Origin of the sequence: Streptomyces sp. MMG1533 (assembly GCF_001279775.1) — a bacterium.
GTDB lineage: Bacteria > Actinomycetota > Actinomycetes > Streptomycetales > Streptomycetaceae > Streptomyces.
The window spans coordinates 102,735-124,451 of record NZ_LGDG01000245.1; the positions used below are offsets into that span (position 1 = coordinate 102,735).

The following is a 21,717-nucleotide window of genomic DNA, read 5'->3' on the forward strand; positions in this document are numbered from 1 at the left end:
CTCCCGCACCCGCAGCGGCCGACTCCTGAAAGGCACACCTCGTGACGGCGCAGCCTGAACTCCCCCTGGCTCGTTTCACCGGCGACGCGAACCCCTACGGAGGCGGTGACCCCTACGCGGACTACCGCACCGCCGACTTCCCCTTCACCCGGTACGCCAACCTCGCCGACCGGCAGCTCGGCGCCGGAGTGATCGCCGCCAACGACGAGTTCTTCGCCCAGCGCGAGAACCTGCTGGTGCCCGGGCCCGCCGAGTTCGACCCCGAGCACTTCGGGCACAAGGGCAAGATCATGGACGGCTGGGAGACCAGGCGCCGCCGGGGCGCCTCGGCCGACCACCCGTGGCCGACGGCCGAGGACCACGACTGGGCGCTGGTCCGCCTCGGCGCCCCCGGCGTCATCCGGGGGATCGTCGTCGACACGGCCCACTTCCGCGGCAACTACCCGCAGGCGGTGTCGATCGAGGGCACGTCGGTGCCGGGCTCCCCGTCGCCGGAGGAGCTGCTGGGGGACGACGTGAAGTGGACGGCGCTGGTCCCGCGCACCGCGGTCGGCGGCCATGCGGCGAACGGTTTCTCCGTCGCGGTGGAACAGCGCTTCACGCACCTGCGCGTCAACCAGCACCCCGACGGCGGCATCGCCCGCCTGCGCGTGTACGGCGAGGTCGTCCCGGACCCGAAGTGGCTCGAGGTCCTCGGCACCTTCGACGTGGTCGCCCTGGAGAACGGCGGCCAGGCAGAGGACGCCTCCAACCTCTTCTACTCACCGGCCACCAACACCATCCAGCCGGGCCGCTCCCGCAAGATGGACGACGGCTGGGAGACGCGCCGCCGGCGCGACCAGGGCAACGACTGGATCCGCTACCGCCTGGCCGCCCAGTCCCGGATCCGTGCGCTGGAGATCGACACCGCGTATCTGAAGGGCAACAGCGCGGGCTGGGCTTCGGTGGCCGTGAAGGACGGCGAGGACGGTGACTGGCGCGAGATCCTCCCGCGCACCCGTCTCCAGCCCGACACCAACCACCGCTTCGTCCTCCCGGCCCCGGCCGTCGGCACGCACGCGCGCGTGGACATCTATCCCGACGGCGGGATCTCGCGACTGCGGTTGTTCGGCTCGCTGACGGAAAGCGGCGCCACGGCACTGACGGCGCGCCATCAGGAGCTGGGCGGCTGACACCGGGGTGGTGGGTTTCCGCCCCCGCCGCCCCTTCCCTTTCCCGTCCATCCGGGGCTCCGCCCCAGACCCCGCTCCTCAAACGCCGGAGGGGCTGATTTCAGCCCGTCCGGCGTTTGAGGACGAGGCCCTTCGGGCCGAAAGCGGGGGTCTGGGGGCGCAGCCCCCAGGGACGGGACGGGAAGGGGCGGCGGGGGCGAAACCCACCGCCCCACCGCCCCGGCGTCACGCCGCGTGCCCTCCGTCCACCGAGAACTCCGCGCCCGTGACGTAGTCCGCGCCCGCCAGATGGACCACGGTGGACGCCACCTCCTCGGCGTTGCCGAAACGCCCCAGTGCCGTCATCGCCGCCTGCCCCGCCGCATACGGCCCGTCCGCCGGATTCATGTCCGTGTCGATCGGCCCGGGATGCACGACGTTCGCCGTGATGCCCCGCCCGCCCAGCTCTCTGGCGAGGGCCTTCGTCAGGCCGGTCAGGGCCGACTTGCTCATCGCGTAGAGCGTGCCGCCGGGTCCCGGCACACGCTGGGTCATGCAGGTGCCGATGGTGATGATCCGGCCGCCGGGGCCCATCCGGGAGGCGGCCGCCTGTGAGGTCAGGAAGACCCCGCGCACGTTGACGGCCAGGACCCGGTCCACATCCGCGAGCGAGAGGCTCTCCAAGGGCCCCAGCAGCCCCACCCCCACGTTGTTCACCAGCACGTCCAGACGCCCTCCGAGCGCCTCCGCCGTAAGGGCCACCGCCCCCGCCGCCTCCTCCGCGTCCGCGGAGTCCGCCCGCAGGGCCACGGACCGGCGGCCCAGCGCCTCGACGGCCCGTACGACGTCCGCGGCCGCCTCCTTGCCGTTCACGTACGTCAGGGCCACATCCGCGCCCTCCCGGGCCAGCCGCAGAGCCGTCGCCGCACCGATGCCACGGCTGCCGCCGGTCACGAGGGCCACCTTGCCGTTCAGGGATCCTTGGGAAGTCGTCATGGCTCCATCCCAGCGGCCGGCGCCCCCGGACGCTGGCGGCGAACGGACACCGAGCTCACACGTCTAGACCGGCTCCGGCCCACTGACCCGCCTCCGGCCCACTGACCCGTCGCCGACCGATGAGTTGCGGGTGCCGGTGGGGTCTGCCCTGATGAAACAGACCCCACCCGAGAGAAGAGGCACCCACCATGGGCAAGCTCGTCCTCACTTCCTTCGTCACCCTCGACGGCGTCCACCAGGCCCCCGGCGGCCCCAAGGAGGACACCCGCGACGGCTTCCGGCAGGGCGGCTGGACCGTCCCCTACTGGGACGACGACTTCGGCCGGTTCGTGAGCGGGGTCTTCGACCGCGTCGGCGCCTTCCTCCTCGGCCGTCGCACGTACGACATCTTCGCCGCGTACTGGCCGAAGAACACCGATCCGGCCGACCCGGTCGCCTCGAAGCTCAACGCCCTCCCGAAGTACGTCGCCTCCGAGACCCTCACCGACCCCGCCTGGGCAGGCACCACCGTGATCGGCGGCGACCTGGCCAAGGAGGTCGCCGCCCTCAAGGAGCGCACCGACGGCGAGCTCCAGGTGCACGGCAGCGGTGCTCTCGCCCGGTCCCTGCTCGCTCTCGACCTCGTCGACACCGTCCACCTGCTGACCTTCCCGGTCGTGCTGGGCGCCGGCCGCCGCCTCTTCGCCGAGGGCTCCGTGCCGACCGCCTTCCGGCACACAGGCGGGGAGGTCACGGGAGCGGGCGTCTCCATCCAGACGTACGACGTGACAGGCCGCCCGGAGTACGGCTCGTACGAGCTCCCCGCAGGTTGAGTTCCCGAAAACTCAGGGGGCGCCGCAGCAGCTCTCATGCCCGCCCTTCTCGTGGGTGGCACCGGCACCGCCACATCGGCGAACGCGGCCGCCACGGCGGTCGGCAGCATCTGTTACCGCGACCTGCCCTCCCGGATGGTGAGTCTCGTCCTGAGAGTCGCGCCCGGTCCGCAGACCTGGGCACGGCGACTGTCTGCACCGGACCGCCCACGCAAGTCGGCCTGACGACCCGGTACTTGTCCGGGAAGCGGTCGCACCGCCCGAGCCCCGCGACTAGGCTCTCGCCGAGATCACGTATCACCGACGAAGGTGCCGGGCACACGGGGGAAGTACGGTCATGGCCGATGTCAGGGTCGAGACGGTCGCACTCGACACAGCCGGGAACAGGCAGATCGCCAGCAGAACACGGGCGACGTCGTCCCTCGGCGAGCGCGCCGCCGAGATCGAGGAGGCGATCGTCCAGGCCTCCTCCATCGCCCAGCAGTCCCTGGCGCAGGTCCCCGAGCGCGATGGCTGGCGTGTCACCAGCTTGGACGTCACCTTCGGTCTGACCCTCGCGGCCGAAGCCGGGGTCATCCTGTCCAAGGCGTCGGCTGAGGCATCCTTCGAAGTCACCCTCACCGTGGAGCGCACCCCGGGGAACCCGTGACGAGCACGGGCTACTGGGTCGACCTCTACCAGGCTCAGCAGCGGCTGGGCGGTGGCTTTCTGCTCACCCGCCGGTTCGTGCTCACCGCACTTCACTGCCTGCGCGGCCTGGCCCTCGACGAAAGTGTCGGCATCGAACTGGCCGACGGAGAGCGGGTCGAGGGCCGCATCTGCCGCCAGGACAAAGAAGCCGACCTGGCCCTCGTCGAGATCGGCGCGGGGCACCAGGTCACGCTGCCGATCCCCATGGCCGACGTCGCCCGCGACGGAGACCGCTGGCGCGGCCCCTACCGGCCCGCCGCGCACGAAGTGCACCTCAGTGGTCGGGTCAGTGCCGGGGCCGCACCGCACCTTTGCGTCGGAGGCGCGACCATCGAAGCGCTGCAGCTCACGGCGGACCAGCATCTCGGCGACTACTCCGGCTACTCGGGAGGGCCGGTCGAGGGCGTGGGGGACGACGGCACCCGGCAGCCCTCGGTCGTCGGCATCCTCATCGAGCAGGCCGCCGACCGGTCCGCCGAGGCCCGCGCCGCCAACGTGCTCTTCGCCGCCACCATCAGGGAAGCGATCCGCCGCTTCGACCACCTCGATGTCGTCCACCTCATCGACGTGCTCAGGCCACCGGCCCCCGACCGCGACCACCCTGCCCCCGACCGCGACCACCCTGCCCCCGACCGCGACCACCCTGCCCCCGACCGCAAGCACCCGGGTCCGGACCGCGACTGCCCACCGGCCCCCGACCGCGACCAGCCCGCCCGGGACAGTGCGACGCCCGCCCGGTTCGTCGGCACGGAGGCGCTGTTGCTCCAGCTCGACGCCTGGGCGCAGCGCAGCCTCATCGATCCGTCCCAGATCGCCGAGCTCAAGTTCATGGCCGTGAAGGCGCTCATCGACGGCGAGGGGAACAGGGGCGGCGCATGAACGAGGCCTGGCAGGACGCCGTCTACTACGCCACGCTCGCCTTGCAGGGCGACAGCACCGCGACCGCGCAGGTCATGCATGCCGTCGAACGCCTGCGCACGGACGAGTACGTGCTGCACCACCCGGTCCTCAGCCACGATCTGGCCCTCCTCACCGCACTGCTCGACAGCCTCGGCCTGCAGAGCTCGTCGCAGGCCCTCCTCCAGCACGTGGTGTCCCGACTGGCGTGGGACACCGACGGGCTCAACCTCGACACCGCCTCGCGCAACCAACTGGCCGTGACGCTGGCCGACCGCGGGTATCTGGCCGCCGCCGCGACCGTGCTGTCCTCCGCGCTCCAGTTCGACCCGGACCACTTCGACCCGGACCGCGCCGCGACGGCCGCGCGCACGCTCGCCAACCTCGCGGCGCTCAAGATGCGGCTGAGAGACATCGAAGGGGCCGACCGGACGGCCACGCAGGCTCTGGAGCGGCTGGCCGCGGCCGAGCACCCCGAGGAGCGGCCGGATGTCCGCCTCCTGGTGTTCTCCGTTCTGACGGAGGCGGCGCGGCGACAGGGCCGCCACGAGGACGCGGACCGGTTGCTGGACGACCTCGAACGTGCCGTCCGCCGCCTGGTGGACCTGCTCGGCGGCGAGCACCCGCAGTCTCTGTCGGCGCTGGTCGCGCTGGCCACTGCCGAGTTCGAGTCCGCGCGGGCCGCCGGAGACCGTGACCGGATGCAACGCGCCGCGCATGTTCTGGCCGTGGCGTCCCAGAAGGCCGCGGCGACGATGGGAGCCCAGCATCCGCAGTCGGTCGCCGCGCTGCTCAGCTTCGCCGCAGTGGAAGGCGAAACGGCCCGCGAAGCGCGGGACGAGCGCGGGATCGACGAGGTCAGGGCCCTGGTCACGGAGGCCGTGCGGCGATGGGGCGTCATGCGGCGGGGCGCGGACCACGCTCCCCGAGCACCGATCCCGGCGCCCGAGCCCCAAGGACCTCCTCGGCTGCCCGAGGTCCGGCGACCGGCGCCCGAGCACCAAAGGCGTCGGGTACCCGAGGTCCGGCGGCCGGCGCCGCGGCCCTTCACCGACCGGCCCGTCGTCAGGGACAGGGCACTGGGCCAGGGCGACGAGGGCACGCCGGCGCTGCGCTTCAGCGTGCTCGGTCCCGTTCGGGCGTGGCGCGGGGCGGAGCCCCTGAACACGGGCTCTTCGAAGCAACGCGCTCTGCTCGTCGCCCTGTTGCTTCGCGAGGGCCGCACCGCCACGGCCTCCGAGCTGATCGACGCGCTGTGGGGCGAGGACCCGCCGTCGCAGGCCCTCGCCGCCCTTCGTACGTACGCGTCCCGGCTCCGCAGGGTGCTCGACCCAGGAGTGCTGGCCAGCGAGTCGGGCGGGTACGCGTTGCGCACCGAGGCCGGATCCGTCGATCTGGCGGATGCGCAGCGCCTTGTGGCAGAAGCGGAGAGACTCCGTTCGGCCGGCGAACGAGCGCAGGCGCGTGACATGTTCAACAAGGCCCTTGCTCTCTGGGACGGAGAGCCCCTGGCAGGCGTGCCGGGCCCTTATGCCGAAGCGCAGCGCGTCAGGCTTGAAGAGTGGCGGCTACAACTCTGCGAGACACGGCTGGGCTTGGACCTGGAACTCGGCCTTCACGCGGAGGCGGTCTCGGAGCTGACCGCCCTCACCGCCGCCCACCCCTTGCGTGAGCGCCTGCGCGAGCTGCTCATGCTGGCCCTGTACCGCAGCGGGCGCCAGGCCGAGGCGTTGGCCGTGTACGCGGACACCCGGCGCCTGCTCGCCGACGAGCTCGGCGTGGACCCGCGCCCCGGCCTGCGCGACCTGCAGCAGCGGATCCTTGGCGCCGACCGGAGCCTTGAGGACGTGGCCGTGCCGCCCCGCGAAGCGAGATCGATCGTCGTGCGGCCCTCGCAACTGCCCGCGACCGTCCCGGACTTCACGGGCCGCGACGCCTTCGTGCGTGAACTCGGTGAACTCCTCGCCGACTCCCCTGGGGCCGTGCTGGCCATCTCCGCCTTGGCGGGCATCGGAGGCGTCGGCAAGACCACCCTCGCCGTGCACGTCGCCCACCAGGCACGCCAGGACTTCCCCGACGGGCAGTTGTACGTGGACCTGCAAGGCACCGGGGCCCGGCCGGCGGAGGCCGAGACGGTCCTCGGGTCTTTCCTGCGCGCTCTGGGCATGGAGGACTCGGCGATCCCCGACTCGCTGGAGGAACGCTCGGCGCTGTACCGGTCGGTCCTGAACGGCCGCCAGGTGCTGGTGCTCCTGGACAACGCACGCGACGCCGCACAGGTACGGCCGCTCATCCCGAGCACCGAGGGGTGCGCCACGCTCGTCACCAGCCGCGTCCGCATGGTGGATCTGGCCGGGGCTCATCTCGTGGACCTCGATGTGATGAGCCCGGACGAGGCGCTGCAACTGTTCACCAGGATTGTGGGGGGCGAACGCGTCCAAACCGAACACAGTGCTGCCCTCGACGTGGTCGCCGCCTGCGGGTTCCTTCCGCTGGCGATCCGGATCGCAGCCTTGCGCCTCGCGGTCCGCCGTACCTGGACCGTGTCCGTGCTCGCCGCCAAACTCTCCGACGAGCGCCGCCGCCTCGACGAATTGCAGGCCGGAGATCTCGCGGTCAAGGCGACCTTCGAGATGGGGTACGGGCAGCTGGATCCGGCGCAGGCGCGCGCCTTCCGTCTCGTCGGCCTCGCCGACGGACCGGACATCTCCCTCGCCGCGGCCGCCGCCATGCTCGACCAGCCGCCCGAGGACACGGAGGACATCTGCGAAGTGCTCGTCGACACCGGCTTCCTGGAGGCGGCGGCCCCGGGCCGCTATCGCTACCACGACCTCACCAGGCTGTACGCACGCGCCTGCGCGGAGCGGGACGAACAACCCCCCGGTGAGCGACGGGCGGCACTGACCCGCCTCCTCGACTTCTATCTCGCGACCGCGACCGGGGTGTACGCGGTCGAGCATCCCGGCGACCGAACCGTGGAGCATCTGGAACCCGCCCGGTATCCAGGCGTCGAGTTCTCGTACCTGGACGACGCGCGGCGCTGGCTGGCGGCCGAGGCGCAGTGCATCCTGTCCTGCGCCCGTCAGCTCGCTCACGGCACCGAACTGCGCAGGTCGATCGATCTGCTGTGGAGCGTGAAGGACATCGTGGGATCCGGGAACTTCCGCCAGTACCAGGACACGGCGGCCGTGGCGCAGCGTGCCGCACGCGAGGCGCGCGACGCCCAGGCGGAGGGACGCGCCTGTGCCGCGCTCACCGCGGTCCACCTGACGGCGGGGAACCTGCGGGAGGCCGATGCGGAGGCGCAGCGTGCGTTGGCGCTGGCCGTGGCGATCGACGACCCGGTGACCAGCGCCTGGGTGCCGTACGACCGCGGTGTCATCGCGCTCCAGGAGCGCCGCTACACGGAGGCGGACCGTTGTCTGCGGGAGGCCCTGTCACGGTTCCGCGAGGACGAGAATCCGTTCGGCGTGGCCAGTGCCCTGTGCCAGCTCTCCCATGTCGAGGCGAGTCTGGGCAACGTCCGCAGCGCGGTCGCGCTCGCCGAGGAAGCCATCGAGCGGCTCGGCTCCGAGGCTGCCACCCTCGCCCTCGCCGAATCGCGGTACGCGCTGGGGCTCGCCCTGTCCGCCGCGGGGCAGATCCCCGAAGCACTGGAGCAACTGGAGCAGGCGCTCGGGATCTACCAGGAGTGCGCGCAGGCGCTGGGGGAAGGCATGGCGCACCACCGGCGCGCCGAGATACACCTCGGTGCGGGCCGGCCCGCCCAGGCGGCCGCGGAGGCCGAACAGGCGCTCGCGGTGCTGGGACGGGTGGGGGGAGCCCGGCGCAGAGCCGATGTCCTGGTCGTGCTGGGCGACGCCATGGAGGAGCGGGGGGAGTCCGCGCGGGCCCGGACCTGCTGGGCCGAGGCCCTTGCGGTGTACGAGCAGGTGTCCGGGACGGAGGGGTACGAACTGCGCGACCGCCTGACCGCACGGCTGGGCGGCCGGGCCGCGGGCAGGGAGGCAGGTCGCCTCACGGGGACGTGATCCGCCCCGTCCGCGGTGCCGACGTTCTCCGTGTCGCCGGTGATCGGGATGCGCCAGAGGCGTTCACCGGAGAGCCGGGGTGGCGTCGCGGCCGCTGCCAAGGGGCACGCGCCTGCCTGCGTGCCCCACGAGAACAAGCTCAGGTGTCGGGCCTCGTGGGGCGATACCGGCGATGAGAGTCGGCCGCCGAGGCCGAGCGGGGGCGAGTGACGTCACAACTGCCGTAGCTCGCAGCTGAACTGCCTTGCCCCGCGGCCTATGACGGCGTGGGGGGTACGCGGGGCAAGGAGCTCTGCGGTCAGGGACTCGGCCGACGCCCAGCCGCGCCGCTGTCCCACGACTCGCCGTACTGCGCGGTCGCGAGTTTGTCGTCGAGCGGCGGGCCTGCTTCACCGGCCGGGTGCCACGTACGCCAGTTCAGTGATGCGTGCCGTATACCGGTGGCGGCCGGAAGTCCGGCCAGGCGCGGGGCCGGACCTCCAGCGGGTTGCACCGTTCCTCGGTCTGAGCCGTGGGGGACTCAGCAGCCGTAGTCGACCAGGTCGAAGGACTCGTAGTGGTCGGCCGTGTAGTAGTCCTCCTGGGTCTCCTCACCGGTGACGATGCGGCGCGCACCGCGCGTGGAGGAACCCGGCGTGATCACGGTGTACTCGTGATAGTAGCCAGAGGACTGGCTCGGCAGGATGCCTTCCCGGTTCTGGAAGACGGTGCCGTCCTGCGAGTACGGGTAGGGACCACCCTGCTCGATCAGCTCGAGGGTGTCGTACGCCTGGGAGGGCAGGTCGCTGTAGCAGATGCTGCCGACCGCGGCGGCCGCCGGGGTGGCGGCGACTGTTCCGCCGACGAGGAGGGCGGACAGGACGGCGGCTGCGGCGCCGATGCGGGTGATTCGTGGGGGGAATCTCATGCCCTCATGATGACGCGCGTAGACAGTGGCATGTCAATGACAACTCCGGAGATTTTCCCGTCAAGTCCGATGAGTTTTCGGGAAGTTAACTTGTGGGGCCATGGGGTCACCGTCACCGCTGTGACGCAAGGGGAAGCGGTGCGCCGCGGGCTGCCCGCCCGCAGGATGGAGACGGACCATGAGTTCACCCCTGGCTCGTCCACGCGCGGAGCTCGCCGCATCGTCACCGGTGAGGAGTATGAGGCGTATCAGGAGGACTACTGCACGGCCGACCACCATGGCCGACCACCACGCCTCGTTCGACCTGGTCGACTACGGCTGCTGAGCCGGACGTCATCTCCGGTTCTCGGCGACGGCGAACAGCGCGAACGCCAGCACGACCAAGGTGACGCTCGCGTAGATCTCGTAGCCGTCGAGGAGACCGACCCGTTGCACGAGACCCACGTGCCAGTCGGTGAACTCGTGCAAGAGGCCCATCACGCCCTGCACCAGGGCAAGCAAACCGAGTAGCTCCAGCAGCTGCTTCATGGAAAGACCCTCGCCCCGCGGACCCCCCACCCACATCGGCCGCGGGGCGAGGCACGTCCGACGGAAGTCCCCGACCCGTCGGGCCCACCGCGCCGAAAGTCTCCGGTGCCCCGACTTTGGTCGACGATCCGGTGCGCGGAGGGACGACGGGAGCCTGCGCTGCGTAGATTTGTCGACCGTGAGCGACGACGCGACGGTGCCCGAATCGCCCGCCTTCCCCGGGCGGCGCCGGCTGTTGCCGTCCGCGGTGATCCACGAGTTCACCCCCGACGCGGGGCGGCCCGGCCGCCGCCCCCGGCGCACCGCGCACGACTGGATCGTCGACTTCTCCTGCTTCCTGCTCGCCGTCCTCGTCGGCCTGGTCGGCGCCGACGCCGTGACCGCCAACCCGCACGTTCCGCACTCCCTCGCCGTCGTCGACCAGTGGCTCGGCGCGCTCGCCTGCGCCGCGGTGTGGCTGCGCCGCCGGTGGCCGGTCGGGCTGGCCGTGGCGACGATCCCTGTCGGGTTGGTCTCGGACACCGCGGGCGGCGCCTGCATGATCGCCCTGTTCACGCTCGCCGTGCACCGCCCCTTCCGGTACGTGGCCTGGGTGGGCGGCATCACCATCGCGCTGATCCCGTTCTACTTCTGGACGCGCCCCGACCCCGAGCTTCCGTACGCCGTCGCGGTCGCCGTCTTCGTGCTGCTGACCGCCGCCGTGGTCGGCTGGGGCCTGCTCGTACGGTCCAAGCGGCAGCTCATGCTGAGCCTGCGCGACCGCGCCCGGCGCGCCGAGACGGAGGCGCGGCTGCGCGCCGAGCAGGCGCAGCGGCTGGCGCGCGAGGCCATCGCCCGGGAGATGCACGACGTGCTCGCGCACCGGCTCACGCTGCTGAGCGTGCACGCGGGCGCCCTGGAGTTCCGGCCGGACGCGCCCCGCGAGGAGGTCGCCCGGGCGGCCGGCGTCATCCGGGAGAGCGCGCACGAGGCATTGCAGGACCTGCGGGAGATCATCGGCGTCCTGCGGGCGGGCGACTCCGACGACGCGGGCCGCCCCCAGCCGACGCTCGCCGCCCTGGACACGCTGGTCGCCGAGTCCCGCGAAGCCGGCATGAAGGTCACCCTCGACAGTCGTGTCACCGCCCCCGAGACGGTCCCGGCCTCGGTCGGCCGTACCGCCTACCGCATCGCCCAGGAGGGCCTCACCAACGCCCGCAAGCACGCGCCCGGTGCGGAGGTCACGGTGTCCGTCGGCGGCGTCCCGGGGGAGGGCCTGACCATGTCCGTCCGCAATTCGCCGCCTGACGGCGAGGTACCCCACGTCCCCGGCTCCGGCCAGGGCCTGATCGGACTGGCCGAACGCGCGAACCTGGCCGGGGGCCGTCTGGAACACGGGCCGGAGGAGGACGGGGGGTTCGGTGTGCGGGCGTGGTTGCCGTGGAGGTGACCGCCACGGCGGGCGGTGCGGCCGCGTCCCCCGACTCGCCCGGCCCAACGGTGATTCGCAGGCCGTGCAACCGTGATTACGTAGGGACCATGACTGCGATCAGACTGCTCCTCGTCGACGACGACCCGCTGGTCCGGGCCGGACTGTCCTTGATGATGGGCGGCGCCGACGACATCGAGATCGTCGGCGAGGCGGCCGACGGCGGCGAGGTCGAGGAGCTCGTCGACCGCACCGGCCCGGACGTCGTCCTCATGGACATCCGGATGCCGTCGGTGGACGGACTGACCGCCACCGAGCGGCTGCGCGGCCGGGCCGAGGCCCCGCAGGTCGTGGTCCTGACCACCTTCCACGCGGACGAGCAGGTGCTGTCGGCCCTGCGCGCCGGCGCCGCCGGATTCGTCCTCAAGGACACCCCGCCCGCCGAGATCCTCGACGCGGTGCGCCGGGTCGCGGCCGGTGACCCGGTGCTGTCGCCCACCGTGACCCGCCAGTTGATGCAGCACGCGGCCGGGACCGCCGCCGACACGCGCCGCACGCGCGCGCGTGCCCGGATCACCGCCCTCAACGACCGTGAACGCGAGGTCGGCGTCGCCGTCGGGCGTGGCCTGTCCAACGCCGAGATCGCCGCGACGCTCTTCATGAGCGTCGCCACGGTCAAGACCCACGTCTCCCGCATCCTCGCCAAACTCGACCTCAACAACCGGGTGCAGATAGCGCTGTTGGCGTACGACGCGGGACTGCTTGAGGAACCTGCCGAAGGTGGGCACTAGCGTGCTGCCCGACGCGTTGTCGGTGCGAGGGGGAATGCCATGGCAGAAGTGATCGAACTCGCGGCGTACGGCGACGCGTTCCGCATCGACCCGCACCCCGTGTACGCGCAGTTGCGCGAGCGCGGCCCGGTGCACAGGGTCCGGCTGCCCTCGCCCGACTCCCACCACGAGACCTGGCTCGTCGTGGGATACGAGGAGGCGCGCGCGGCGCTCGCCGACCCTCGCCTCGCCAAGGACGGCAGCAAGATCGGAATGAGGTTCCTGGACGAGGAGCAGATCGGCCGGTATCTGCTGATCTCCGACCCGCCCGAGCACACCCGGCTGCGCGGGCTCGTCTCGCGCGCCTTCACCATGCGCCGGGTGGAGCAACTGCGACCCAGGATCCAGCAGATCACCGACGAGCTGCTCGACGCGATGCTGCCGCTCGGCCGCGCCGACCTGGTCGACTCGCTCTCCTACCCGCTGGCGATCACCGTGATCTGCGAGCTCCTCGGCGTACCCGAGCTGGACCGCGCGGAGTTCCGGAAGCTGTCGACGGAGGCGGTCGCACCGACCAGTGCGGACAGCGAGCACGCCGCCTTCGTGCGGCTCGCCGAGTACCTCACCGAGCTGATCGAGGACAAGCGGTGCTCCGGACCGGGCGACGACCTGCTCGGCGACCTGATCCGCACCACCGCCGAGGACGGCGACCGGCTGTCCCCGCCGGAACTGGGCGGCATGGCCTTCATCCTGCTGATCGCGGGCCACGAGACGACGGTCAACCTGATCACCACCGGTGTCCACGCCCTGCTCACCCATCCCGACCAACTGGCCGCCCTGCGCGCCGACATGAGCCTCATCGACGGCACGGTCGAGGAGGCGCTGCGCTACGAGGGCCCGGTGGAGAACGCGACCTTCCGGTTCGCCGCCGAGCCCCTGGAGATCGCCGGCATCCCTGTCGCACAGGGCGACGAGGTGATGATCGGCCTCACGGCCGCCGACCGCGACGGGTCCCGTTACCCGGCCCCCGACCGCTTCGACATCCGCCGCGACACCCGCGGCCACCTCGCGTTCGGCCACGGCATCCACTACTGCCTCGGCGCCCCCCTGGCCCGCCTCGAAGCACGCATCGCGATTCGCACCCTGCTCGACCGCACCCCGGCCCTCACTCTCGACGGCGCCCCCGGAGACTGGCTGTCGGGGATGCTGATGCGGGGGCTGCGCAGGTTGCCGGTGCGTTGGTAAGAGGGCGGGGCCCTTTGGAGGAGCCTTCTGGAGGAGCCCTCTAGGAGCCCGTGGAGGGCCCCGGAGGAGCCCTCTGGCGGGGGGCGAAGGGGCAGTGCCGCCTCACATCACCGCAGCGTCGGCCCCGCCGGCAACCTCCGCCAGCCACACACCTCGCCGCTCACGCCGGGACACCTCACACGCCTCGGCGATCCGCAATGCCTGCAACGCCTCGCGCCCGTCGCACGGGTTGGTCCCCTCACCCCGTACGACCTCGACGAACGCGCACAGCTCCGCCTCGTACGCAGGACCGAACCGCTCCAGAAACCCCGCCCACGGTTTGTCCGCGGCCGGCGGCCCCGTCGGCTCGGTCGACGCGATCGGCGTACGGTCGTCCAGGCCGACCACGATCTGGTCCAGCTCCCCGGCGAGCTCCATGCGCACGTCGTACCCCGCTCCGTGCAGCCGCGTCGCCGTCGCCGTGGCGAGCGTGCCGTCGTCCAGGGTGAGCAGCGCCGCGCCCGTGTCGACGTCGCCCGCCTCGCGGAACATCGCGGGGCCCGCGTCGGACCCGGCCGCGTACACGTCGACGACCTCGCGCCCCGTCACCCAGCGCAGGACGTCGAAGTCGTGGATCAGGGTGTCCCGGTAGAGCCCGCCGGACTGCGGCAGATACGCGGCCGGCGGAGGCGCCTGGTCGGACGTCAGCGCCCGCACGGTGTGCAGCCGCCCGAGTCGCCCCGAGCGCACCGCCTCCCGCGCGCCCGTGTAGCCCGCGTCGAAACGGCGCTGGAACCCCATCTGAAGGATGGTTCCGGCTGCCTCGACCTCGCCGATCGCTTGTAAGGTGCCCGCCAGGTCGAGCGCGATCGGCTTCTCGCAGAACACGGGAAGCCCCGAGCGTGCTGCCCGACCGATCAGTTCGGCGTGCGCCGACGTCGCCGTGGTGATCACCACGGCGTCCACGCCCCACTTGAAGATCTCGTCCACTCCGGGCGCCGCCGTCTCACCCAGCCGGTGCGCGAGATCCTGGGCCCGCGCGGGGTCCACGTCCGTGAGGATCAGGGAACCGACCTCCCGGTGTCGGCTGAGGGTGTTCGCATGGATGGTGCCGATGCGACCCGTACCGATGACTCCGATGCGCATGGGACCAAACTGCGTGCCGACCCGGCACGATGTCAATGCGTATGTCCGGACAATCGAACTACACAACTTCCCGTCAACCATCCACGGAGCTACGCTCGGCCCCGTGCCGAAACCAGGAGTGGACCCGACCGTGACGCTCGAGCTCAGTGTGGACCGGAGCAGCCCGGTGCCGTTGTACTTCCAGCTGTCCCAGCAGTTGGAGGCCGCCATCGAGCACGGCGCGCTCACTCCCGGCAGCCTGCTGGGCAACGAGATCGAGCTCGCCGCCCGGCTCGGCCTGTCCCGGCCCACCGTCCGCCAGGCCATCCAGTCGCTCGTCGACAAGGGCCTGCTGGTGCGTCGGCGCGGCGTCGGCACGCAGGTCGTGCACAGCCAGGTCAAGCGCCCCCTTGAGCTCAGCAGTCTCTACGACGACCTGGAGGCGGCCGGGCAGCGCCCGGCGACGAAGGTTCTGGTCAACACCCTCGTCCCGGCGACCGCCGAGATCGCGGCCGCTCTCGGTGTGGCCGAGGACAGCGACGTGCACCGGGTGGAACGGCTGCGCCTCGCGCACGGTGAGCCGATGGCGTACCTCTGCAACCACCTGCCGCCCGGCCTGCTCGGCCTGGACACCGAGCAGCTGGAGGTCACCGGCCTGTACCGCATGATGCGCGCCGCCGGGATCACGCTGCACAGCGCCCGTCAGTCCATCGGCGCCCGCGCTGCCACCGCCGCCGAGGCGGAGCGGCTCGCCGAGGAGGAGGGCGCCCCGCTGCTCACCATGCAGCGCACGACCTTCGACGACACCGGTCGCGCGGTCGAGTTCGGCAGTCACACCTACCGGCCGACCCGCTACTCATTCGAGTTCCAGTTGCTCGTACGCCCCTGAAGCTCGCGTGCCGGTCGGTCGCATTGTCAGGACAATGCGACCGCGGCACGCTCCTCGGTCACCGTCTGTGCGACCCCTGTGTTCAATATCGGACGTTCAACGACGACGAGGCACACTCGAGATGCGGCTCCGCCGCGGGGCGGGACCGGCCCCGACTCGCCCGCACCCGGCAGATCACAGGAGCCGCCGCATTGCTCCCCCGTACAGCATCCACCCCGACGGTGAGGCAGAATCGGCGGCGATGAGCACCTACGGCAACTTCAGCGCCCCCATCGGCTCCCGCCGCGCGCCAGCGCTCCGCACGGTCGGCACAAGGGAGCGCCGCTCGCACCTGACCGCACCCCGCGTGCCCACCGTCGGCATCGACATCGGCGGCACAAAGGTGATGGCGGGCGTCGTCGACGCCGATGGCAACATCCTGGAGAAGCTCCGCACGGAGACTCCGGACAAGTCCAAGAGCCCGAAGGTCGTGGAGGACACGATCGTCGAACTGGTCCTGGACCTGTCCGACCGCCACGACGTGCACGCGGTCGGCATCGGAGCGGCCGGCTGGGTCGACGCCGACCGCAACCGCGTCCTGTTCGCGCCCCACCTGTCCTGGCGCAACGAGCCCCTCAGGGACCGCATCTCCAGCAGGCTCTCCGTCCCGGTCCTCGTCGACAACGACGCCAACACCGCCGCCTGGGCGGAGTGGCGCTTCGGTGCAGGCCGCGGCGAGGACCACCTCGTCATGATCACGCTCGGCACCGGCATCGGCGGTGCGATCCTCGAGGACGGCCAGGTCAAGCGTGGCAAGTACGGCGTCGCCGGCGAATTCGGCCATATGCAGGTCGTGCCCGGCGGCCACCGCTGCCCGTGCGGCAACCGCGGCTGCTGGGAGCAGTACAGCTCCGGCAACGCACTGGTCAGGGAGGCCCGCGAACTGGCAGCGGCCGATTCGCCGGTCGCGTACGGGATCATCGAGCACGTCAAGGGCAACATCGGCGACATCACCGGCCCGATGATCACCGAGCTGGCCCGCGACGGCGACGCGATGTGCATCGAGCTGCTCCAGGACATAGGGCAGTGGCTCGGCGTAGGCATCGCCAACCTGGCCGCCGCCCTCGACCCGTCCTGCTTCGTCATCGGCGGCGGCGTATCGGCCGCCGACGACCTCCTGATCGGCCCCGCGCGGGACGCGTTCAAGCGGCAGCTCACCGGCCGCGGCTACCGCCCCGAGGCCCGGATCGTCCGCGCCCAGCTCGGCCCCGAGGCCGGCATGGTCGGCGCCGCCGACCTCGCCCGCCTGGTCGCCCGCCGCTTCCGCCGTGCCAAGCGCCGCCGCGTGGAGCGCTACGAGCGCTACGAGCGGTACACGGAGGCCCGCCGTTCGTCCCAGGACACGGCGTGACGGCGGCGCTGCCGCGCTCGGCCGCGGCCGAGTCCCGGCCGCCCGAGGACCGCCGCCACCGGAACCGCCGCAGGGCGCTCACGCTGCTCATCATCGTGCTGCTCATCGGCGTCCCGGCCGGCTACCTCGTGATCTCCGCCAACCAGAGCCGCAACAGCGGCAAGGACAAGGAGGCGAAGTACTCGGCCACCGGTCTCAGCGAGGGCTGGCCGTCCAAGGTCCAGCGCCGCCTCTACCAGGTGCCGGTCCCGCACCCGGCGGACCGCATCGCCTACTACGAGACCAACAACTGGAAGACCAGCCGCCTCTACGTCCAGTTCCGGACCAGCAACGCCGGCCTCGACGCCTTCCTGACCGGCGTGGGCGTCAACCGGGAGGACCTCGAAAAGGGCGAGATCACCATCAGCGCACGTGACCGGAGCATCACCGGCTGGTCCTTCAAGGGCCCGGGCCCCTGGTCGGGCCTGGTCCACACGCAGAAGAACCCGGCCCCCACCCACGACATAGTCGTCAACATGTCCGACCCGGCGAACCCCATGGTCTACGTCGTCTCGCGCACGGTTCCCTAGAACGACGGGCCCCGGCCGGTCGCCGGGACCGATTGTCAGACCCCGCCCGTAGAGTCGAAGACGACTGATCCGACACACGGGCGGGAGGTGACAGGACGTATGAGCGACATGGCGGCGACGGCGTACGGCAGCGTGGGCCGGGCAGTCTCGTCGGACGAGCGGGCGACGCAGTCCGTCCCCGTCCGGCTCGCGGCCGTGTTCCTGCCCGCGCCCCTCCCGCGCGAGGGCCGGATCGCCTTCTGGGACCCGGAAGACGGCCGGCTGCCCGCCGCCGACACCGAGCTCACCGTCGTACGACGACATGGCGCCGGAGTACGCCGCAGAACCGCCCCCGCGCTGTCGCTCCCCCTCGGCGAGGCCCTGCCGCTGCTCGTCCGCGCCCGCCGCGACCCCGCCGCCCACCCCGCCACCGTCTGCTGGGGCGCCATCACGCTGCACGCCCTGCGGCTCACAGCCCGCGGCCGGCTGCTTCCCGGCCTGACGGCCACCGGCCACGACGCCTGGCGGGCCGGCCCCCTCGACCCGGACGACATCGCCCACCTGCGCGCGGTCGCGGCCGCCCTGCCGCACGAAGGCCACGCGGTCCCGCTGCCCGGCCCGGGCGTGATCCGGCTGCCCGAGCCGGAAGCGCTGATGCGCGCCTTCCTGGACGCGGTCGCGGACACCCTGCCCCGCACCCCGGCCGCTCCGTACGCCTCCGGCAAGCCCTTCGCCGCGCGCGAGCCCCAGCGGCTGCCCGGCGCCGCCGACTGGGCCGCCGAGGTCGCCGCCGGCATGGACGCGGGCGTGCGGATCTCGCTCCGCCTGGACCTGTCGGCGTACAACCTGTTCGACGACAGCGGCGACGGGATGCGCAGCGCGGGCGCGGCGATCGTCCAGGTGCACAGCCTCGCCGACCCCACCCTCGTGGCCGACGCGGCGGCCCTGTGGGCGGGCGACGCGGACGCCGCCTTGGGCCCCCGCGCACGCGTGGACGCGGCCCTCGCGGTGCGCCGCGCGGCCCGCGTGTGGCCACCCCTCGACCGCCTCTCCGAGCAGGACGTGCCCGATGTACTGGCGCTGTCCGAGGAGGAGTTGGGTGACCTGCTCGGCGTGGCCGCGACCCGGCTCGCGGCCGCCGGGGTGGCCGTGCACTGGCCCCGGGACCTGGCGCAGGACCTGACCGCGGCCGCGGTGGTCCGGCCCGCGCCCGGCTCGGCGACCGACGGCACCGGCTTCTTCGAGAGCGAGGAACTCCTCCAGTTCCGCTGGCAGTTGGCGCTCGGCGGCGACCCCCTGAGCGAGGGCGAGATGGACGCGCTCGCCGAGGCCCACCGCCCCGTCGTGCGACTGCGGGACCAGTGGGTACTGGTCGACCCCGCCCTCGTCCGCAAGGCCCGCAAGCGCGAACTGGGCCTGCTGGACCCGGTCGACGCGCTGTCCGTCGCCCTCACCGGCAGCGCGGAGGTGGACGGCGAGACGGTCGAGGCGGTCCCGGCCGGCGCCCTGGCCACCCTGCGCGACCGCCTGACGGCCGGCGTACTGCCCGCCGAGCCGCCGCCCGCCCTGCACGCCACCCTGCGCGACTACCAACTCCGCGGCCTGGCCTGGCTGGACCTCATGACCTCCCTCGGCCTCGGCGGCTGCCTCGCCGACGACATGGGACTCGGCAAGACGATCACCCTCATCGCCCTGCACCTGCGCCGAGCCCGCACCGAACCCACGCTGGTGGTCTGCCCGGCCTCCCTGCTGGGCAACTGGCAGCGGGAGATCACCCGGTTCGCGCCCGGCGTCCCCGTCCGCCGCTTCCACGGCCCGGACCGCACCCTGGACGACCTCGACGGCGGCTTCGTCCTCACGACGTACGGCACCATGCGATCGGCGGCACCACGACTGGCCGAGCAGCGGTGGGGCATGGTCGTCGCCGACGAGGCCCAGCACGTCAAGAACCCCTACTCGGCGACGGCCAAGGCCCTGCGCACGATCCCGTCCCCCGCGCGCGTGGCCCTCACCGGCACACCGGTGGAGAACAACCTGTCGGAGCTCTGGGCACTGCTGGACTGGACGACCCCCGGACTTCTCGGCCCCCTGAAGTCCTTCCGCGCCCGCCACGCGCGCGCGGTGGAGAACGGCGAGGACGACGAAGCGGTCGCCCGCCTGGCCCGCCTCGTCCGCCCCTTCCTCCTGCGCCGCAAGAAGTCCGACCCCGGCATCGTCCCCGAGTTGCCGCCCAAGACGGAGACGGACCACCCGGTCCCGCTCACCCGCGAACAGGCCGCGCTGTACGAGGCGGTGGTGCGCGAGTCCATGCTGGCCATCGAGACCGCGGAGGGCATCGGCCGCCGGGGCCTGGTGCTGAAGCTGCTGGGCGCGCTGAAACAGATCTGCGACCACCCCGCGCTCTACCTGAAGGAGGACGTCCCGCCCACGGCCACCGACCGACTCGCCGCCCGCTCCGGCAAGATGGCCCTCCTCGACGAACTCCTCGACACGCTGCTCGCCGAGGACGGCTCGGCGCTCGTCTTCACGCAGTACGTCGGCATGGCCCGCCTGATCACCTCCCACCTGACCGCCCGCGCGGTCCCGGTGGACCTCCTGCACGGCGGCACACCGGTGCCGGAACGCGAACGCATGGTGGACCGCTTCCAGGATGGGGAGACCCCGGTCCTGGTGCTGTCGTTGAAGGCGGCCGGCACCGGCCTGAACCTCACCCGCGCGGGCCATGTCGTCCACTTCGACCGCTGGTGGAACCCGGCCGTCGAGGAACAGGCCACCGACCGCGCCTACCGCATCGGCCAGACCCAGCCCGTCCAGGTCCACCGCCTCATCACCGAGGGCACTGTCGAGGACCGCATCGCCGAGATGCTGGAGTCCAAGCGAGCCCTCGCCGACGCGATCCTCGGCTCCGGCGAGTCCGCCCTCACGGAACTGACCGACCGCGAACTCACCGACCTGGTCTCCCTCCGGAGGCCCCAGTGACCCCCCGCCCCGCCGACGAGGCACGCCGCGCGCTCCAGGAGGCGCGGGAGCGGGCCGCGGGGCGCGGGGAGGGCGGGCGTGCCGAGGAGCGGAGGGCGCCTTCGGGGGTTGGGCGGTCTGCGGGGGATGACGGGTTCGAGAAGGCCGCTGCGGGGGACAGCGGGTCCGAGAAGGCCGGAGAAGTTGCGGTTCCCGCGGAGGCCGCGGCGCCCGTGGAAGCCGGGACCCCGGAGAAGGCCGTGGCACCCGCCGACGCAGGGGCGCCCGAGACGGTGACGGACCCCGGAGAGCCCGCAGTGGCCGCCAAGCCTGCGGCGCCCGGCGGATCTGCGGTGCCCGGGGATGCAGCGGACGAAGCGGACGCAGCGGCAGGGAAAGCCGGCGTCTCCCAGGCCCGGCCGGGCGATGTGGCGCGGGAGGCGCTGAGGCGGGCGCTTGCCGCCAGGCGCGGTATGTCCGAGGACACCGAGCACGCCGAGGATGTCGAGGACACCGACACCTCCGACGATGGCTCTGCGCTCGAGGCGGGGAACAGCGGCGAGCCCGGTGGCAACTCGGCGGCGCCCGCTCGGCGTCGATCGACCCCTGCCACCGGCGGTGCCTCCGAGGCGCCGACGCGGGAAGCCTCGGCCGGTCCACGGCCCGGTCCAGATCCCGGTGACGGTGACGGTGTCGGCTCCGGTCCCGGTGCACTCCCCGATGCCGGGCGCCGAGACGAGGGCGAAGGCCGCAACGACGACCGGCCGGGCGCCCCCGGGCAACAGCCCGCCCCGGCGGCCCCGCGCGGCGGTGACACCGGCCGTCAGGGTGCGCGTCCCGCGGACGTCGCGCGCGAGGCGCTGCGTGCGGCTCGCGATGCCGCGCGGCAGGCTCGGGAGGACACGATGACCAAGGAGACCGCAGCCGCACGTCGATCGCGCCGGACCGCTCCGCCTGCCGCCTCCGCCTCCCGGGCCCGAAGCGGCAGGTCCGGCCGGGCTGCCGACTTCCGGGCGCGTGACGTACGGGAGTTGCTGGCCGACGCCTTCCGAATGCCTACGGAGGAGGCCGCGCCGGGTGAGGAGCCGAGCGACAACGACGACAGGCCGCAGGGGAGTTCGGCCGCACGGACGCGGACCGGCGCCGAGGGATCGGCGAACAGCGGCTTCGACGAGCCAGGGCTGGTTTGGCCAGACCTTGACGCCGACCCGTCAGCCACCGGCACCGGCACCGACGCCGACAGCGCGGGACCGCCGTCGCCCCTCACCCCCATGAGCCCGACGGACGCGGTAGCCCCGCCCGCACCCGACGAAACGACCGTCGGCACCGACACCGACACCGACACCGACACCGACACCGACACCGGCACGACCACGCCCACCCGGCCCTCGTC

Annotated in this window: 16 protein-coding genes and 2 pseudogenes; 14 read left to right on the forward strand and 4 right to left on the reverse strand. The window is 72.5% G+C overall.

Annotated elements, in window-relative coordinates; genetic code table 11:
- Positions 1-41 precede the first annotated feature (41 nt).
- On the forward strand, positions 42-1,172 hold the full coding sequence (gene alc, locus ADK57_RS33920) for an allantoicase (protein WP_053753485.1): 1,131 nt from the start codon (positions 42-44) through the stop codon (positions 1,170-1,172).
- 225 nt (positions 1,173-1,397) lie between these two features.
- Here alc and ADK57_RS33925 read toward each other — a convergent pair whose 3' ends face one another.
- Positions 1,398-2,147, reverse strand: coding sequence for an SDR family oxidoreductase (locus ADK57_RS33925; protein ID WP_053753486.1), 750 nt, complete (start codon positions 2,145-2,147; stop codon positions 1,398-1,400).
- 188 nt (positions 2,148-2,335) lie between these two features.
- On the opposite strand from ADK57_RS33925, the gene ADK57_RS33930 reads away from it, so the two are divergent.
- From ADK57_RS33930 to ADK57_RS33945, 5 genes and pseudogenes are all read left to right on the forward strand, one after another.
- A complete protein-coding gene (locus tag ADK57_RS33930; RefSeq protein ID WP_053753487.1) occupies positions 2,336-2,959 on the forward strand; it encodes a dihydrofolate reductase family protein in 624 nt (207 codons plus the stop codon).
- A 36-nt stretch (positions 2,960-2,995) separates the two neighbouring features.
- Positions 2,996-3,094: pseudogene (locus ADK57_RS49405) on the forward strand (ribonuclease); the annotation flags it as partial.
- 202 nt (positions 3,095-3,296) lie between these two features.
- Positions 3,297-3,608, forward strand: a complete 312-nt coding sequence (locus ADK57_RS33935; protein WP_053753488.1) for a CU044_2847 family protein — start codon at positions 3,297-3,299, stop codon at positions 3,606-3,608.
- Complete coding sequence (locus ADK57_RS52090) at positions 3,605-4,528, forward strand: trypsin-like peptidase domain-containing protein (RefSeq protein WP_053753489.1); 924 nt, start codon at positions 3,605-3,607, stop codon at positions 4,526-4,528. The genes ADK57_RS33935 and ADK57_RS52090 overlap by 4 nt, the downstream gene beginning before the upstream one ends.
- Before the next feature lie 917 nt (positions 4,529-5,445).
- Positions 5,446-8,577: a BTAD domain-containing putative transcriptional regulator gene (locus ADK57_RS33945; RefSeq protein ID WP_078973497.1), complete on the forward strand. Its 3,132-nt coding sequence runs from the start codon at positions 5,446-5,448 to the stop codon at positions 8,575-8,577.
- 520 nt (positions 8,578-9,097) lie between these two features.
- Here ADK57_RS33945 and ADK57_RS33950 read toward each other — a convergent pair.
- Together ADK57_RS33950 and ADK57_RS33955 are read right to left on the reverse strand one after the other, a co-directional pair.
- Positions 9,098-9,484: a ribonuclease domain-containing protein gene (locus ADK57_RS33950; protein ID WP_053753490.1), complete on the reverse strand. Its 387-nt coding sequence runs from the start codon at positions 9,482-9,484 to the stop codon at positions 9,098-9,100.
- 333 nt (positions 9,485-9,817) lie between these two features.
- Positions 9,818-10,012, reverse strand: coding sequence for a hypothetical protein (locus ADK57_RS33955; RefSeq protein ID WP_053753491.1), 195 nt, complete (start codon positions 10,010-10,012; stop codon positions 9,818-9,820).
- 169 nt (positions 10,013-10,181) lie between these two features.
- Between ADK57_RS33955 and ADK57_RS33960 the strand changes: the two genes are divergently transcribed.
- The 3 genes from ADK57_RS33960 to ADK57_RS33970 all read left to right on the forward strand — a co-directional run bounded on the left by ADK57_RS33960 (position 10,182) and on the right by ADK57_RS33970 (position 13,435).
- Complete coding sequence (locus tag ADK57_RS33960; protein ID WP_053753492.1) at positions 10,182-11,441, forward strand: histidine kinase; 1,260 nt, start codon at positions 10,182-10,184, stop codon at positions 11,439-11,441.
- Positions 11,442-11,530: 89 nt separating this feature from the next.
- On the forward strand, positions 11,531-12,211 hold the full coding sequence (locus ADK57_RS33965; protein WP_053753493.1) for a response regulator transcription factor: 681 nt from the start codon (positions 11,531-11,533) through the stop codon (positions 12,209-12,211).
- 39 nt (positions 12,212-12,250) lie between these two features.
- Positions 12,251-13,435: a cytochrome P450 family protein gene (locus ADK57_RS33970; RefSeq protein WP_199830743.1), complete on the forward strand. Its 1,185-nt coding sequence runs from the start codon at positions 12,251-12,253 to the stop codon at positions 13,433-13,435.
- Positions 13,436-13,537: 102 nt separating this feature from the next.
- Here the strand turns inward: ADK57_RS33970 and ADK57_RS33975 are convergent, their stop codons facing one another.
- Positions 13,538-14,560 (reverse strand): Gfo/Idh/MocA family oxidoreductase, encoded by a 1,023-nt coding sequence (locus tag ADK57_RS33975; RefSeq protein ID WP_053753494.1) that lies wholly within the window; start codon positions 14,558-14,560, stop codon positions 13,538-13,540.
- Between the two features lie 130 nt (positions 14,561-14,690).
- On the opposite strand from ADK57_RS33975, the gene ADK57_RS33980 reads away from it, so the two are divergent.
- From ADK57_RS33980 to ADK57_RS50185, 5 genes and pseudogenes are all read left to right on the forward strand, one after another.
- Positions 14,691-15,428: a GntR family transcriptional regulator gene (locus ADK57_RS33980; protein WP_107091707.1), complete on the forward strand. Its 738-nt coding sequence runs from the start codon at positions 14,691-14,693 to the stop codon at positions 15,426-15,428.
- Between the two features lie 241 nt (positions 15,429-15,669).
- Complete coding sequence (locus tag ADK57_RS33985; RefSeq protein ID WP_053753496.1) at positions 15,670-16,818, forward strand: ROK family glucokinase; 1,149 nt, start codon at positions 15,670-15,672, stop codon at positions 16,816-16,818.
- Complete coding sequence (locus ADK57_RS33990; protein WP_053753497.1) at positions 16,815-17,387, forward strand: hypothetical protein; 573 nt, start codon at positions 16,815-16,817, stop codon at positions 17,385-17,387. Before ADK57_RS33985 ends, ADK57_RS33990 begins: the two co-directional genes overlap by 4 nt.
- Positions 17,388-17,486: 99 nt before the next feature.
- Positions 17,487-20,345, forward strand: coding sequence for a DEAD/DEAH box helicase (locus tag ADK57_RS33995; RefSeq protein WP_063786054.1), 2,859 nt, complete (start codon positions 17,487-17,489; stop codon positions 20,343-20,345).
- Positions 20,342-21,717 (forward strand): annotated as a pseudogene (locus ADK57_RS50185) (hypothetical protein); the annotation flags it as partial. The gene ADK57_RS33995 and the pseudogene ADK57_RS50185, both read left to right, overlap by 4 nt.